The sequence below is a fragment of the Streptomyces sp. NPDC015346 genome, assembly GCF_043078785.1.
Classification (GTDB): Bacteria; Actinomycetota; Actinomycetes; order Streptomycetales; family Streptomycetaceae; genus Streptomyces.
The window spans coordinates 170,613-186,351 of record NZ_JBIBTW010000006.1; the positions used below are offsets into that span (position 1 = coordinate 170,613).

13 protein-coding genes are annotated in these 15,739 nt (G+C 71.8%); 4 read left to right on the forward strand and 9 right to left on the reverse strand.

The features are described 5' to 3' along the window. Nucleotides 1-66 precede the first annotated feature (66 nt). The 3 genes from ACF06X_RS23055 to ACF06X_RS23065 all read left to right on the forward strand — a co-directional run bounded on the left by ACF06X_RS23055 (nt 67) and on the right by ACF06X_RS23065 (nt 3,677). Nucleotides 67-1,053 (forward strand): acyl-CoA desaturase, encoded by a 987-nt coding sequence (locus ACF06X_RS23055; protein WP_392289163.1) that lies wholly within the window; start codon nt 67-69, stop codon nt 1,051-1,053. Next, complete coding sequence (locus ACF06X_RS23060) at nt 1,050-1,727, forward strand: TetR/AcrR family transcriptional regulator (protein ID WP_392289164.1); 678 nt, start codon at nt 1,050-1,052, stop codon at nt 1,725-1,727. Before ACF06X_RS23055 ends, ACF06X_RS23060 begins: the two co-directional genes overlap by 4 nt. Nucleotides 1,728-1,955: 228 nt before the next feature. Continuing rightward, complete coding sequence (locus tag ACF06X_RS23065; RefSeq protein ID WP_392289417.1) at nt 1,956-3,677, forward strand: FG-GAP-like repeat-containing protein; 1,722 nt, start codon at nt 1,956-1,958, stop codon at nt 3,675-3,677. A gap of 72 nt (nt 3,678-3,749) precedes the next feature. Here the strand turns inward: ACF06X_RS23065 and ACF06X_RS23070 are convergent, their stop codons facing one another. Further along, nucleotides 3,750-4,595: a trans-aconitate 2-methyltransferase gene (locus ACF06X_RS23070; protein WP_392289165.1), complete on the reverse strand. Its 846-nt coding sequence runs from the start codon at nt 4,593-4,595 to the stop codon at nt 3,750-3,752. A 130-nt stretch (nt 4,596-4,725) separates the two neighbouring features. Between ACF06X_RS23070 and ACF06X_RS23075 the strand changes: the two genes are divergently transcribed. Beyond that, nucleotides 4,726-5,223 (forward strand): MarR family winged helix-turn-helix transcriptional regulator, encoded by a 498-nt coding sequence (locus tag ACF06X_RS23075; RefSeq protein ID WP_215070583.1) that lies wholly within the window; start codon nt 4,726-4,728, stop codon nt 5,221-5,223. Here ACF06X_RS23075 and ACF06X_RS23080 read toward each other — a convergent pair. The 8 genes from ACF06X_RS23080 to ACF06X_RS23115 form a co-directional block, all read right to left on the reverse strand. Continuing rightward, nucleotides 5,182-5,967, reverse strand: coding sequence for a LuxR C-terminal-related transcriptional regulator (locus ACF06X_RS23080; RefSeq protein WP_392289166.1), 786 nt, complete (start codon nt 5,965-5,967; stop codon nt 5,182-5,184). The two genes, ACF06X_RS23075 and ACF06X_RS23080, sit on opposite strands and share 42 nt — an antisense overlap. Before the next feature lie 245 nt (nt 5,968-6,212). After that, complete coding sequence (galK, locus tag ACF06X_RS23085) at nt 6,213-7,382, reverse strand: galactokinase (RefSeq protein WP_392289167.1); 1,170 nt, start codon at nt 7,380-7,382, stop codon at nt 6,213-6,215. After that, complete coding sequence (gene galE / locus ACF06X_RS23090; protein WP_392289168.1) at nt 7,379-8,350, reverse strand: UDP-glucose 4-epimerase GalE; 972 nt, start codon at nt 8,348-8,350, stop codon at nt 7,379-7,381. Before galE ends, galK begins: the two co-directional genes overlap by 4 nt. A 5-nt stretch (nt 8,351-8,355) precedes the next feature. Beyond that, entirely contained in the window at nt 8,356-9,399 is a 1,044-nt protein-coding gene (gene galT / locus ACF06X_RS23095) for a galactose-1-phosphate uridylyltransferase (RefSeq protein ID WP_392289169.1), read from the reverse strand. A gap of 148 nt (nt 9,400-9,547) precedes the next feature. Further along, on the reverse strand, nt 9,548-10,234 hold the full coding sequence (locus tag ACF06X_RS23100; RefSeq protein WP_392289170.1) for a LuxR C-terminal-related transcriptional regulator: 687 nt from the start codon (nt 10,232-10,234) through the stop codon (nt 9,548-9,550). Between the two features lie 177 nt (nt 10,235-10,411). Then, the gene (locus ACF06X_RS23105) at nt 10,412-12,217 is read right to left on the reverse strand and encodes a PQQ-binding-like beta-propeller repeat protein (protein WP_392289171.1); all 1,806 of its coding nucleotides are present in this window, start codon (nt 12,215-12,217) and stop codon (nt 10,412-10,414) included. 43 nt (nt 12,218-12,260) lie between these two features. Beyond that, nucleotides 12,261-13,859 (reverse strand): PQQ-binding-like beta-propeller repeat protein, encoded by a 1,599-nt coding sequence (locus ACF06X_RS23110; protein WP_392289172.1) that lies wholly within the window; start codon nt 13,857-13,859, stop codon nt 12,261-12,263. Between the two features lie 16 nt (nt 13,860-13,875). Then, nucleotides 13,876-15,717, reverse strand: coding sequence for a PQQ-binding-like beta-propeller repeat protein (locus ACF06X_RS23115; RefSeq protein WP_392289173.1), 1,842 nt, complete (start codon nt 15,715-15,717; stop codon nt 13,876-13,878). Nucleotides 15,718-15,739 lie beyond the last annotated feature (22 nt).

A 15,739-nucleotide genomic window follows, 5' to 3' on the forward strand; every position in this document is an offset into this window, starting at 1 on the left:
TTCTCTCCCTTTCTACTCCTCTTCGTTCGTTTCATCCCTCCATCCCTTCATCCCCAGGGGACATCCATGACCACAAGGACCGAGCCGACCACGGACTCCGAGGTGCGCGACGGCGCACCGGATCTGCCCCTCGCCACGCTCGGCGGGGACCACAAGCGTTCGATCGAGCAGATCACGCTGCTGCTGTTCATCACGGTGCCCTTCGCCGCCCTGCTCGCGGCCGTGCCGCTGGCCTTCAGCTGGGGCGGCGTGTCCTGGCTCGATCTGGGCCTGCTGGTGGCGATGTACTACATCGGCTGTCACGGCATCACGATCGGCTTCCACCGCTACTTCACCCACGGCTCCTTCAAGGCGAAGCGGCCGCTGCGGATCGCGCTGGCGATCATGGGGTCGCTCGCGGTGGAGGGCCCGCTGGTGCGCTGGGTGGCGGACCACCGCAAGCACCACAAGTTCTCCGACGCGGAGGGCGACCCGCACTCGCCGTGGCGCTTCGGTGAGACGGTGCCGGCGCTGATGAAGGGCCTGTGGTGGGCGCACATCGGCTGGATGTTCGACGAGGAGCGGACGCCGCAGGCGAAGTACGCGCCGGACCTGATCAAGGACCCGGCGATCCGCGCGATCTCGCGTCAGTTCATCTTCTGGACGATGCTCTCCCTGGCGATCCCGCCGCTGGTCGGCGGTCTGGTGACGATGTCCTGGTGGGGCGCGTTCACGGCGTTCTTCTGGGGTTCGCTGGTACGGGTCGCGCTGCTGCACCACGTGACGTGGTCGATCAACTCGATCTGCCACGCGGTGGGCAAGCGCCCCTTCAAGTCCCGGGACCGCTCGGGCAACGTGTGGTGGCTGGCCGTGCTGTCCTGCGGCGAGTCCTGGCACAACCTGCACCATGCCGACCCGACGTCGGCGCGGCACGGGGTGCTGCGCGGCCAGGTCGACTCCAGCGCGCGCCTGATCCGCTGGTTCGAGCGGCTCGGCTGGGCCTACGACGTGCGCTGGCCGAACGAGTCGCGGATCGAAGCCCGCCGCCAGGACAAAGCCGCGAACGCGGCATGATGGATGACGTGGCGATCGACGGCGGTACCAGCGGCAGCGAGACCAAGCCCCGGCGTGGCCGCCGGGTGCGGATGACGGGCGCGGAGCGCCGGGAGCAGCTGCTGGACATCGGCCGGACCCTCTTCGCCGCGAAGGGCTTCGAGGGCACGTCGGTGGAGGAGATCGCGGCGAAGGCCGGGGTCTCCAAGCCGGTGGTGTACGAGCACTTCGGCGGCAAGGAGGGGCTGTACGCGGTCGTGGTCGACCGGGAGATGCGCCAGCTGCTCGACATGGTGACGGGGGCGCTGACGGCGGGTCATCCGCGTGAGCTCCTGGAGCAGGCCGCCTTCGCGCTCCTCGACTACATCGAGCGGTACACGGACGGTTTCCGGATCCTGGTCCGCGACTCGCCGGTGGCGCAGTCGACGGGCACGTTCGCGTCGTTGATCAGCGACATCGCCACGCAGGTGGAGGACATCCTGGGCCTGGAGTTCAAGGCCCGCGGCTTCGACCCGAAGCTGGCGCCGCTGTACGCGCAGGCGCTGGTGGGCAGCGTGGCGCTGACGGGCCAGTGGTGGCTGGACGTCCGCAAGCCGAAGAAGGCGGAGGTCGCGGCGCATCTCGTGAACCTGGCGTGGCACGGCCTGGACGGCCTGGAACAGAAGCCGCGCCTGATCGGGCACCGCAAGAGCTGACGTCGCGGGGGCGGGGCGGGCGGAGCGTCTCTAGAGCTGCGATCAAAATCCTGGTCGATCACCTCCACGGAGGGATACACTCCGCTCAACATCCGGTCGTTTGTTCGACCTCTGTACGACGCTGTCCGCGGGCCCGTATGCCCGCGTGACGCCGTACGGAGCGAGCGCGGGCATCCTCCGACCGGTCCCGTGACATCACGTTCCCCAGGGGGGGATCTCTTGCGCTCTGTGCACTCCAAGCGCGCGCGCCGCATCGCGGCCTGCACCGCTCTCGTACTCTCCGCCGGCATGCTGCTGGCGGCGACTCCGGCGTCGGCCGACGAGCCGGCTCCGCGGCCGCCCATGAAGCAGTCCGACCGCCCGTTCACCCCGCCGGCCGCGCCCGACCTGTCGGAGCTGAGGTCCGGCACGTCCGGCGCCGCGCGCGGCGCCGCTGCCGACGCCACCTCGCCGGTCCGTTTCGACGTGGACGGCGACGGCGCGGGCGACCTGATCTACCGGGCCTGGGACGGCCTGACCTACACCACGCCGTCCTCCGGCGAGGGCGGCGAGTTCCTCGGCAGCGACGGCAACACGGACCTCGCGCTGGACATCGTCCCGATCGGCGACCAGGACGGCAACGGCCAGCCGGAGGTCCTGACCCTCTCCCCGCACGGCACGCTGCGGCTGTACGCGAACGCCACCGCGACCTACGGCGAGCACCGCTGGCAGGGGAACGGCTGGACCCTCTACAACAAGGTCTTCTCGCCGGGCGACGTCAACGGCGACGGCCGCGCGGACCTGATCGGCCGCCAGCACAACGGCGACCTGTACCTCTACCTCGCCAACGGCTCGACGTGGTCCTCGCCGTTCGGCGCGCGCACGAAGATCGGCGCCGGCTGGAACGTCTACGACCAGATCGTGGGCATCGGCGACAACGACGGCGACGGCAAGGGCGACGTCATCGGCCGCTCCCTCGACGGCCGCCTGTTCTTCTACGGCAGCACCGGCAGCACGTCGGCGCCGTTCAAGGCGCCCCGGCAGGTCGGCACCGGCTGGGGCATCTTCAACCAGCTGATCGCGGTGGACGACGTGAACGGCGACGGCGCGGCCGATCTGTTCGCCCGCGACCAGCAGACCGGCACGCTCTGGGGCTACACCGGCCTCGGCGACGGGCGCCTCGGCCCTCGTGTGCAGATCGGCGCGACCGGCGGTTTCCAGGGCGTCGACCAGTTCGGCAACGCCGGCAGCAACCCGGTCTCGGGCAAGAACGCCTTCATGGCCCGGGACGGGGCGGGCACGCTCTGGTGGTACGGGTCCATGAACAACGGCCGCCTGTCGCCGCGCGACCAGGTGGGCGAAGCAGGCATCTGGGGCGGCGCGAACCTCGCCCTCGCCTCGTCGCTCGACTCGGCCGGTCTTCCGTACCTGCTGGAGACGTACGAGGGGACCCTGTACGGCCCGTACGGCGACTACGGCTCGGGCTGGGGCATCTACAACCTGCTCGTCGGCCCCGGTGACCTGAACGGCGACGGCAAGGGCGACCTGCTCGCCCGCACGTCGGGTGGCGAGCTGTACCTGTACCGCGGCCACGGCACGGGCGAGGGCTTCGCCTCCCGGATCAAGATCGGCAGCGGTTGGGGCGCCTTCAACCGGATCGTCGGTGCCGGTGACTACTCCGGTGACGGCCGTACGGACATCCTGGCCCGTGACGGCGCCGGCGACCTGTACCTGTACCGCGGCACCGGCTCGGCCCCCGCGCCGTTCGCGGCGCGGGCGAAGGTCGGCAGCGGCTGGAACGCGTACAGCAAGCTGGTCGCGCCCGGTGACCTCAACGGCGATGGCAAGGGCGACCTGCTGGCGGTCACGTCGGGCGGTGACCTGTACCGCTACTACAGCACCGGCACGGGCGCCTTCGGCCCGCGGACCAAGATCGGTACCGGCTTCCAGATCTACAACGGCGTGTACTAGGAAGCACCAGGAAGCACGCACGCGCGAGCGGGGGCGCCCCGCACCGGATCTCCGGTGCGGGGCGCTCCCGCGTCATGCCGGCTTCCTCGCCACGGCGAAGATGCGGCGGAAGGGGAAGACCGTGCCGTGCGGCCCCCGGGGATAGGCCTCCCGCAGCAGGTCGCGGTACTGGGCGAGGAAGGCGTCCGTCGCCTCCTGGTCCCCTTCCAGCGCGGTCAGTACGGGGCGCAGCGCCGTGCCCTTGACCCAGTCGAGGACCGGGTCCTCGCCGGGCAGGAGCTGGGAGTAGGTGGTCTCCCAGGTGTCGGTCTCGCAGCCGAGGTCGACCAGGCGGGTGAGGTAGTCGGCGGGGTCGAGGACGTGGACGAAGCGGCGGCCCTCGCCGGCGAGGCGGCTGTGCCAGCGCGGGGTGTCGCAGAGTTCGCCGAGGAGGGCGTGGCTGGGCGAGGTGAAGTTGCCGGGGACCTGGAAGGCGAGGGTCCCGCCGGGGCGCAGGCCGTCGATCCAGGCGGCGAAGGACTCGGGGTGGTTGGGGACCCACTGGAGGGCGGCGTTGGAGACGATCAGGTCGTAGGGCTCATCGGGTGTCCAGTGGGCGGCGTCGGCCGGCCGGAAGTCGATCCAGCCGCCCCCGGCCGTGGTGCCGGCCCAGTCCTTCTCGGCCCGTTCCAGCATTTCGGGCGAGAGGTCGAAGCCGGTGATGTGGGCGTCGGGCCAGCGGTCGGCGAGCAGGACGGTCACATTGCCGGGGCCGCAGCCGAGGTCGGCGATGCGGGCGGGCCGGTCGGCGGGAAGTCGCGGTATTCGGGCGAGCAGGTCGAGGAACGGGCGGGTGCGGTGGCCGGAGTGGCGGAGGTACTGCTGCGGGTCCCATGTCGGTGCGGCTGAGGTGGAAGCAGAGGTTGGTGCGGAATGCATGTTCGAGCCCCCTTGCTGGAACGAGCGACCGAAGCGGAATAGGTTCCGGCCCCGTACTTCCCCATAGTCCAGCCGACTATATCTTGACGTCAAGAGACTTTATGTCAACAGACCCTCTACACTGATCGACATGGAGGACGAGGTCGACCGGCTGGTCGCTGCATGGCGCCGAGAGCGCCCGGACCTCGACGTGGAACCGCTCGAGGTGCTCAGCCGCGTCTCGCGGCTCGCCCGGCACCTCGACCGCGCCCGTCGGCTCGCCTTCGCCGAGCACCAGCTGGAGCCCTGGGAGTTCGACGTCCTCACGTCGCTGCGCCGCGCCGGCGCCCCGTACCAGCTCTCCCCCGGCCAGCTCCTCACCCAGACGCTCGTCACCTCGGGCACGATGACCAACCGCATCGACCGGCTCACCAAGAAGGGTCTCGTCGAGCGGCTGCCCGACCCCAGCGACCGGCGCGGGGTCCTGGTCCGCCTCACCCCCGAGGGCCGCGACCGGGCCGACCAGGCGCTCGCCGGACTGCTCGCGCAGGAACGCGCCATCCTGGCCCAGCTCTCCCGCACCCAGCGCGGCGAACTGGCGGGCCTGCTACGCCAGCTGACCGCCCCGTTCGACAACATCCCCGGCTAGCTCCGCCGGACCCACCCCGGCCCGGCGGGCCAGGGCCACCGCGGCCAGCGTGGAGTGGACGCCCAGCTTCCCGAGCACGTTCTGCATGTGCGTACGGACGGTGTGCGGGGACAGGAACAGCCGCTCCGCCACCGCCTTGCGCCCCAGACCCGCCACCATGCAGCGCAGCACCTCCCGCTCGCGCGGGGTCAGCGACTCGACGAGCCGCTCGCTCTCGGTGCGGTGCCTGCGGGCCGCCGTCAGCTCCCGCAGGACCCCGGTCAGCAGGGCGGGCGGCAGATGCGTCTCGTCGCGCAGGACACCCCGGATCACCGCGAGGAGCCGCTGCAGCGAGCAGTCCTTCGCCACCCAGCCCGACGCCCCGGCCTGGAGCGCCAGCGCGGCCCGGTGCGGGTCGTCCTTCTCGGCGAGTACGACCGTCCGGACGCCGGGCCGGGCCTCGGTGACCCCGGCGACCAGGGAGATCCCGTCGACCACGCCCTCGCCCTGGTCCGGCACGGCGCGCGCCGCCGGCACGGAGCCGGTCGCACCGGTGCCGCTGCCGGTAGCGGTGCCCAGGTCGGCGTCGACCAGCATCACGTCGTACCGGCGGCCGTCGGCGGCGGCGCGGTCCAGACAGCGCAGCGCGGCGGGGCCGCTGCCCGCCGCGGAGACGTCGACGTCGGGTTCCGCCGCGAGGGCGGCGGCCAGCGACTCGGCGAAGATGCGGTGGTCGTCCACCACCAGGACCCGGATACGGACCACGGACACCCCCAAGTGTCGAGGAACGGACCGGCGCGGATACGGCGCCGGGAATGGGGGGTCCGTCGGTCGCGCGGCCGCCGCCGTGCGGTGACTGATACCCCGTCCCGGGCGCCGTACCCGACTGGTCTCGCCCCCTGAGCAGCACCGGCCCCCACCGGCGCTGTGCATCAGAGTACGGGCGGGGCGCCGCGACGGAAGGGTATTGGCGGAACTGGTGGCCCGTCCCCCGGGGCGACAGGCCCCGCTCAGAGACGCCGCGCGCCCTGCGAGGGAACGGCCGGGAAGATCCCCGGGGCACTGAACCCCGCCCCGGCGAAGGCCTTCTCGACGGCGGCGGCCACGGAATCCGCCGCCCGCTCCTCCACGAGCACGATCGCCGAGCCGCCGAAACCGCCGCCCGTCATCCGCGCCCCCAGCGCGCCCGCTCCGTTGGCCGCCTCGACCACGAGGTCCAACTCGGCGCAGGAGACCCGCAGATCGTCCCGGAGCGAGGCATGGCCCTCGGTGAGGACCGGGCCGACCGCCCGGGCGTCCCCGGAGTCCAGGAGCGCGATGGTCCGCTCGACCCGGTGGTTGTCGGAGACGACGTGCCGGACGTAGGAGCGAACCGATTCCTCGCTCAACCGACCGAGGGCCTCGGGCAGTTGCACGTACGGCACGTCGCGCAGCGTGCGCACGCCGAGCGCCCGCGCACCCGCTTCGCACCCGGCGCGCCGCTCCGCGTACGCGCCGTCCCCGAGCGCGTGCCGCACGCGGGTGTCCACGACGAGCAGCCGCAGCCCCCGCTCGGCCAGATCGAAGGGCACCTGACGGTACGACAGGTCTCGGGTGTCCAGGAAGAGCGCGTGCCCCTCGACGGCGCAGGCGGACGCCATCTGGTCCATCACCCCGCAGGGCACGCCGACGAAGGCGTTCTCCGCGCGCTGGGCGAGGACCGCGATCCCGGGGCGGCCGAGACCGAGACCGAACAGCTCGTCGAGCGCGAGCGCGGTGACGACCTCCAGGGCGGCGGAGGACGACAGCCCCGCACCGGTCGGGACGGTCGAGGCGAGGTGGATGTCGGCGCCGGTGACCGGGTGGCCCGCCTCGCGCAGGGCCCAGACGACACCGGCCGGGTAGGCGGCCCAGCCGCCGCCGGAGAGCGGTTCGAGCGCGTCCACGTCGAGTTGGACGGTGCCGCCCTCGACATCGGCGGAGTGGACCCGCAGCACCCCGTCCGTACGGCGCGAGACCGCCGCGACCGCCGTGTGGGGCAGGGCCAGTGGCATCACGAAACCGTCGTTGAAGTCGGTGTACTCACCGATCAGGTTGACCCGCCCGGGAGCGGCCCAGACGCCCTCCGGCGCCGCCCCGTACAAGGCCGCGAACTCCTCGGCCACGCCCCGCCCGGCCGCCCTCTCCTCGGCCACGCTCATGCGCGTCCCCTCTCCCGCTCTCTCGCGAACGCCCACGCGTCCCGCACGATGTCCGCCAGGTCCGGGCGGGACGGATGCCAGCCGAGCCGCTCGCGGGCGGTGTCGGCCGAGGCGACGAGCACGGCCGGGTCGCCGGACCTGCGGGCGGCGATCACCTCGGGGACCGGGTGACCGGTGACCTTGCGGACCGTCTCGACGACCTCCCGCACGGAGAAGCCGTTGCCGTTGCCCAGGTTGCAGACGAGGTGCTCGCCGGGGGTCATGGCGTCCAGGGCGAGCAGATGGGCCTCGGCGAGGTCGGCGACATGGATGTAGTCGCGGACGCAGGTGCCGTCGGGGGTCGGGTAGTCGTCGCCGTAGACGTTGATCGCCTCGCGCCGGCCGAGGGCCACCTCGAGGACGAGCGGGACGAGGTGCGACTCGGGGTCGTGCCGCTCCCCACACGCGCCGTACGCGCCGGCCACGTTGAAGTACCGCAGCGAGACGGCGGCGAGGCCGTGGGCGGCGCACTCGCCGGCGATCATGTGGTCGACGGCGAGCTTGGAGGCTCCGTACGGGCTCGTCGGCGCGGTGGGCGCGGACTCGGTGATCGGGACGGACACCGGCTCGCCGTAGGTGGCGGCGGTGGAGGAGAAGACGAGCCTGCGCACGCCGGCCGTACGCATGGCGGCGAGCAGCGCCATCGTGCCGCCGACGTTGTTCTCCCAGTACTTCTCGGGCTTGGCGACCGACTCGCCGACCTGGGAGAAGGCGGCGAAGTGCAGGACGCCGTCGTAGGACCCGTCGAGCCACCTGGCGGCGTCCTGGACGCGGCCCTCGATGAACTCGGCGCCGGCCGGGACGGCGTCGGCGAAGCCGGTGGAGAGGTCGTCGAGGACGGTGACCTCGTGCCCCGCCTCGATCAGATGCCGGGCGACCGTGCTGCCCACATAGCCCGCGCCCCCTGTGACCAGGTACCTGGATGTCACAGCCTTCACTTGCCCGCCACCTCTCGGAGTCGCTCGGCCGCCGCCTCCGGCGGCACGTCGTTCATGAACGCGCCCATGCCGGACTCGGTGCCCGCGAGGTACTTCAGCTTGCCGGACGCCCTGCGGACGGTGAAGAGCTCCAGGTGCGTCCCGAACTCCTCGCGGTCCTCGCCGGTGAACGGCGCCTGGTGCCAGGCGGCGATGTACGGCGTGGGCGGCTCGTCCGGCCCGAAGAGCCGGTCGAAGCGCCTCAAGAGTTCCAGATAGATCTGTGGGAACTCTGTGCGGGCCGCCTCGTCGAGGCCCCTGAGGTCGGGCACCCGGCGGGTGGGGTACAGATGCACCTCGTACGGCCAGTGCGCGGCGTACGGCACGAAGGCGATCCAGTGCTCGCTCTCCAGGACCACCCGTACGGCGTCGGTCCGTTCCCGCTCGACGACGTCGTCGAAGAGGTTCCGCCCGGTCCGCGCCCGATGCTCGGCGGCCTGGCGCCGCATGAGGGCGGTACGGGGGGTGGTGTAGGGGAACGCGTAGATCTGGCCGTGGGGGTGGCCGAGGGTGACGCCGATCTCGGCGCCCCGGTTCTCGAAGCAGTACACCTGCTCGACGCCGGGCCGCTCGGCGAGTTCGGCGGTCCGGTCGGTCCAGGCGTCGAGCACGAGCCGGGCCCGCTCGGGGGTGAGGTCGGCGAAGGACGCCTGGTGGTCGGAGGTGAAGCACACGACCTCGCACCGCCCGGCCTCCCCGGCGAGCGAGGGGAAGCGGTTCTCGAAGACGGCGACCTCGTAGTCGGGGGCGGGGATCTCGCTCCGCAGCCCGTCACGGGAGGGGCAGAGCGGGCACGCGTCGGCGGGCGGGTGGTAGGTCCGCCCCTGGCGGTGCGAGGCGATGACGACGGAGTCCCCGAGGAGCGCGTCGTACCGGATCTCGGAGCTGGAGGAGACGGGATCGAGCGGCCGCGTGTCGACGGCGTCGCGGACGGCGTCGTCGCGCGCGTCGTAGTAGATGAGCTCGCGCCCGTCGGCGAGGGTGGTGACGGTCTTCTTCACGGGGTGTCCTCAAGGGGATCCAAACAGAACCACACACAAAGAACCATAATCAAACATCGACAGTCAACACTCACCACGTGACCTCGTTGCGGCAACTGTTCCGCTGGGCGGAACGCAAGGAGGCCGGCGACCGTCCAGGCGCCCGATCTCAGGGCCCCTGCGGCCCCCGCGGGCACGGCGCGCGGTCCAACAGCCCCGTCCGCGCGGCAAGGGCGGCCGCCTCAAGGCGCGAGCCCACGGAAAGCTTCATAAGGACTCGCTGCACATGCGTCCGCGCCGTGCTCGGCGCGATCCCCATTCCCGCCGCGATCAGCCGCGTGTCCTCCCCCTCGGCCACCCGGACGAGGACCTCGACCTCCCTCGGGGTCAGCATCCGCAGCAGCCGCTGCCCCTCGTCGTCCGGCTGCGCCGCCGGGTTCAGCAGCTCCGCGAAGGCCCCCTGGAGGAGCTGCGGCGCCACCGCCGCCTCCCCGGCCCGGGCCTTGATCAGCGCCCGCTCGACCCCCTCGATGCGCTCGTCGTGCCGTACGTACCCCGACGCCCCGGCCGCGAAGGCCGCCGCGATGCCCCGCGGTGACGGAACCGGGCCCAGCACGACCACCGCCACCTGCGGCCGCTCACGCTTGATCCGTACGATCGGGTCGAAGGCGCCCGGCTCCGCCGGGGCCGCCGTACCGAGGAGACACACCTCCGGCGCCCGGCTGACCACCAGTTCCGCCGCGCCGGCCACCGGCGCGGTCGCCGCGAGCACCCGGTGCCCGCGCAGTTTCAGTGCCGAGGCGAGCGCCTCGGCGAGCAGTCGGTGGTCGTCGACCACCATGAGCCGCACGCCCATCGAGCAACCCCTTAGTCCCCCCGGAGCCGTCCCCCGGCTCCAGCCACTCCGATGACCCGGCAAACTACACGCCTGTCCCCCAGGACTGTCGAATTCTTCGCTCAATGGGGCACATGCAAACAGCCCGGCGCATCGCTGTGCATCGATGCGCCGGGCTGTCGGACCGTCCGCAGGGGATCAGTGCGTGCTGAAGGCGAGCGCCAGGTACTCCTTGTCGTTCGTCGAGGAGGACTCGCGGGGCTTGCTGATCATCACCGCGGAGATGAACATCCGGCCGTCCGCGTAGACGATCTCGCTGTAGTCCGCGGAGAAGCTGCCCTCCGCGTCGCGCACCGCCTCGTCCGCGGGGTTCTCGAGCAGCACCGTCGACTTCATGGTGCCGCCGTCGATGGAGACGATCTGGCCGCCCTTGTCGTACGGCGGGGCCTTGTAGGCGATGATGTTGCCGCCGTCCATCCGCAGCGGGAACAGCGTGTAGCGGTCGCCCGCGTCCGCCTTCTCGGGGGTCGGCTTCCCGGTGGCCAGGTCGAACGACACGATCTCGTTGGTCTCGTCGCCGTACTCCCCGGTGGAGCCCTCGTGCTCCTCGGTCGGCAGGTAGAGCCGGCCGTTGCCGACGACGACCTTCGAGCAGTTCTCCACCTCGGTGGAGCGGCAGCGGGCCGCGTAACGGTCCGCGTCCGCCGCGATCTTGACCTTGAGCTTGCCGGTCTTCTCGTCGATGGAGAAGAAGTCCGAGATGCCGCTGCCGTCGCCGGCGGTCTCGCCGACGTCGGCCGCGACGACGAGCGGCTTGGTCGAGACGATCGCGGCGTACTTCACGCCCGTGGGCATCTTGTACTGGGAGATCGGCGCACCGGTCAGCGGGTTGAGGTTCTGGATGACGACGTACTGGCTGTCGTACGGCCCGCACTTTCGCGCCGCGACCAGGCCCTCGCCGCCGCCGTACCCCATGTCGTAGCAGTCCTGGGCGTTGGCCTGCGGCTTCCAGCGGGGGTTGCCGTTGGCCAGGTCGAAGGCGGCGCCGCCGTCGGTGCCGCCGGCCGCGACGGTCGTGCCGCTCAGCGTGACCTCGTTGAACCTGGCCTTGCTGTCACCGGCGTTGCCGCCGGTCACCGACGTGGACCACACCAGCTTGCCGGTGTTCAGATCGACGACTCCGACCTCGGTGCACGGCTGGTAGTAGCGCGGCCCGACCCGCTTGGTCGCCTCGAAGAGGATGGCCGTCTTCTTGTCGGCGGTGACATGGCGCGAGGTGCCGCAGACCTGGCCCGGCAGGGGCAGGGTCCAGGACGGGGTGCCCTTGTCCAGGTCGTAGCCGACGATCGAGTTGACGCCCGTCTTCACATACGCCTTGTCGGTGACCCAGGAACCGGACACGTCCGTGATGTCGGGGACCTTGGGCTGCGGGAGCTGGAAGGAGAGCTTGGCCTGGGTGTCGGCCGGGACCTTCTCCTTGCCGTTGCCGCCGAGCCCGCTGCCGCCGCTGCCGTCCTTGCCCTGGGCCGAACCGGTGCTGCCGCCCTTGGCGTTGTCGTTCTCCTCGCCGCCGCCGGAGGTGGCGTACCAGACGCCGGCGCCGACGATCAGGACGACGGCGACCACGGCGGCGATCACGATCTGCATCTGCGCCGACAGCTTCTTGGCACCGGACGGCGGCGGCGTGGGCGCCTGCGGGTACTGCGGCGCGGTCGGGTACCCGTACGGCGGCTGCGGGGGCTGCTGCTGCGGGTAGCCGTACTGCGGCTGGGCCGGGGGCTGCTGGGGGTACCCGTACTGCGGCTGCGTCGGCGGCTGCTGCGGGTAGCCGTACGGCGGCTGGCCCGGCGGCTGCTGCGGCGGGGGCGTCGGGGCGCCGAACCCGCCCGGGGGCGGGTCCTGGGGTGCGCCGAAGCCGCCCTGCGGCTGGTCCTGCGGCGCGCCGAAGCCGCCCGGGGGCGGGCCCGGCGGCTGGTTCGGCGGGGGCGGAGGTGGCTGGGTCATGGCGTGGGTACCTCTGGGTGTCGAAAGGCGGGCGGGATCGGTGTCACTTGCCGAAGGCCAACAGCGTCTGCACCTCCCGCTCCTCGGCGTCGGTCGAGCCGACGACGACGCCCCTCACGAGGATGTACCGGCCGTCGGCGTACAGCGCCGGGGAGTCGGTGAAGCGTGCCTCCGCCCGGGCCGCCGAGCGGGGGACCCGGAGGATCTCGACGGGCTTCGTCGTGCCCGGGGCGACGGTGGCCAGCGAACCCGGCTCACCGAACATCGAGGCGATCCGGACGACGAGCGAGCCGCCCTCCATCCGCAGCGGTGTCGTCACATGCCGCGCGGATCCCCGGATGCGCCGCACCTCGGTGCCCGTGTCGAGGTCGAAGGCGACGATGTCGTTGCCCTTGTCCTTGGTCCAGGCGGTGGCCAGGTAGAGCGTGGTGTCGTCCGCGACGACCTTGCAGCGCCGCAGGTTGCCCTCGTGGGCGACGTCGTCCGAGCACCCGTCGCCGTACTGGCCCTGGCCCTTGAGCGAGGTGCGCTTGGTGCCGTCCTCGTTGAGGACGACGACGCCGTACTCGCCCGTCAGGCGCTTCCTGGCCGAGACGACGAGCGGTCGGACGGAGTAGACGTGGCTGACCCGGTAGCCCATCGGGAGACGGTACTTCCAGCGGGACTTCCCGGTGACCGGGTCGACCTCGTGGATCTCCTCCTGCGGATTGTCCTGATGCGGCGTGGGACAGGAGACGGCCGCGACGAGCTTGGGCCCGCCGGCGTACGCGTACGGCTGGCAGTCGCTCCCCTCCCATCGGCCGAACAGCTGCTTGCCGTCGCTGAGCCGGTAGGCGGTCGAGTAGCCGTGCCGGCCCGCGGTGACGGTGTCGCCGCTGATCGCGATCGAGTACTCGAAGAAGAAGTCGAACTTCCCCTCCTTGACGATCTTCTGCTGCCAGCCCTTCTTTCCGGTGCGCAGGTCGATCATCTGGAGCCGGCGGCACTCGTCCATCTCCGCGTGCAGGACGCTCTTGACGGCGAGGACGATCCTGCCGTCGGCGGAGGCCGACTGGGACGCCCGGCAGATCTCGGTGTCCAGCGTCAGCCGCCACTTCACCGTGCCGTCGACGGCCGAATGGGCCGTGACCGTGCGATACATGGCGGTGACGACGGTGTCCCCGACCAGCCAGGGGCCGAAGACGTCGCCGTTGAGCGTGGTGACGTCGATGTCGTTCTTCCGGACCCAGAGCACGGAGGCGTCGCCGGGGGCGCGGCCCGCGTTGTAGCGGGCCGCGTCCACGGCGTCGGGCGCCGGCGCGACGGCCGGTCCGGTCGAAGGCGCGGTCGGGGCGGGGCTCGTGCTCCCCGTCTTCGCCCTGTCGTCGGTGCGGTCCTCGCCGCCGCCGAGTGCGTACCAGGTCACGCCGCCGACGGCGAGCAGCGCCGCCACGACGGCCGCGACCACGCCCTTCGCCCGGCGTCGGCCGGACGGGGGCGGGGGCGGGGGCGGGGGCGGTGGCGTCTCGGGGCCGGGCTGACCGCCGCCGTACGGATTGAGCCGGGCGTACGGCCCGTACGGCGGCGGCGGTACCGAGGACGGCGGCGAGGGCGGTGTCTGGGGCGGCGGCGGGGGTGTGCCGGGCTGTCGAGGTGTCGTCATCGGAGTCGGACAACCCTCACTTGCTGAAGGCCATCATCGTCTTGACTTCCTTCTCCTCCTTGTCGTTCGAGGCGCTCACCCGCCCGCTGGTGACGACGAACGTCCCGTTGCCGTAGGCGAAGCCCGGGTCGTAGAAGGTGTTCTCGATCTGCGCCGTCGACGCCGGGTGCTGAAGGATGATCTTCGGCGCACCGCCGGTCGGGGCGAGGGTGGCGACCGCGCCACCCGTGTCGTAGGAGGCGTCCATGTAGAGCAGGACGTCGGAGCCTTCCATGCGCAGCGGGGTGATGGTCCGCTCGGCGGGGGCCGCGGCGCGCCACTTGGACTTGCCGGTGTTCAGGTCGAAGGCGACGACCGCGTTGGCGGTGCGGTAGTTGTCGGACTCCGTTGCCATGTAGAAGGTGTTGGCGTCGGCGGCGACGCCGGTGCAGCCCTGGAGGTTACGGCCGAAGACGACGAACGCGCCGCCGCAGTTGGGCGCGTACTTGTCCGTGCCGCCCTGGATCTGCGAACGGAGCTTGCCCTGCGGGGTGAGGGCGAACACGGACCACTTCTTCTCGTCGCGCTGCTGCGCGGAGACGACGAGCGGGTTGACCGAGTAGACCTTGTCGACTTCCCAGTTGGGCTGGAGCTTGAAGGTCCAGCGGGCCTTGCCGGTGGCCGGGTCGACCTCGCTGATCTGCTCCTGCTTGTTCTTGTAGTCGCTGGTGGGGCAGCTGGCGGCGGCGATCAGCTTCGCCCCGCCCGCGAAGGCGTAGGGCTTGCAGCCGCTGGTCGGCCCGGTGAAGAGCTGGCGCCCGTCGGCGAGGGAGTAGCCGTAGGAGCTGCCGGTGCCGGCGGCCGTCACCGTGTTGCCGCTGATGGCGAGGGTGGTGTCGGAGAGCGAGTTGAAGCCGGTGCCCTTGGGGACGGCCTTCTTCCAGCCCACCTTGCCGGTCTTGAGGTCGATCTTCTGCAGCTGGGTGCACTTGGCGCGGTCGCCCGCGCTGTCGTTGACGCCGATGACGAAGCTGCCGTCGGCGGCGGGCTCCGGCGGGGTCGCGCACAGCTCGAAGGGCAGGTCCAGGTGCCACTTCGCCGAGCCGTCGCTGAGGCTGTAGCCGTCGAGGCTCTTGTACATGCCCTTGACGACGATGTCGCCGACGATCCACGGGCCGAAGACGTCGGCGCCGTTGCGGGGCAGGTCGACGTTGTTCTTGAGCAGCCAGTTGACCTTCGCCTCGCCGGGCTTGCGGCCGGCGTTGAGGTCGTCCTCGGAGTTGCGACCGTCGCCGCTGCCGTCTCCCTGGTCCACGGACTCGGTGGGCTTCGGGGCGGAGCCGGTGGCGGTCGGCTGGGCGACCGGGTCCTTCTCGTCGTCGCCGCCGCTGACGGCGAACCAGGTGCCCGCGCCGACGACGAGGACCACGGCGACGGCCACGGCCGCGATGACGCCGGTCTTGCCCTTGAAGGGGCCGCCTCCGCCGGGCGGGGTGGGGGCCGCCGGGTACGGGGGCTGGGCCGGGTAGCCGCCGTAGGGACCCGGCTGCTGGCCGTAGGGGCCGGGCTGCTGGGCGTACGGCCCCGGCTGCTGCTGGGGGTATCCGTACCCGGGCGGCGGCGCCTGCTGCGGGTATCCGTAACCGGGCTGCGGGGCCTGGCCGTAGGGGCCGGGCGTGGCGGGCGGCGGCGTCTGCGGAGCCTGCGGGGCCTGCGGAGCCTGCGGGGCCTGCGGCGGAGCCGGAGGCATCGGCGGGACACCCTGGTTCGGGCCTTGGTTCGGGCCTTGGTTCGGGCCTTGGTTCGAGCCCTGGTTCGAGCCCTGGCCCGGGCTCGGTGCGCCGAAGCCCGGCGGCTGGTTGCTGGGCGGCTGGGTCATCAGCGCTTCCCCCTTGATGTGA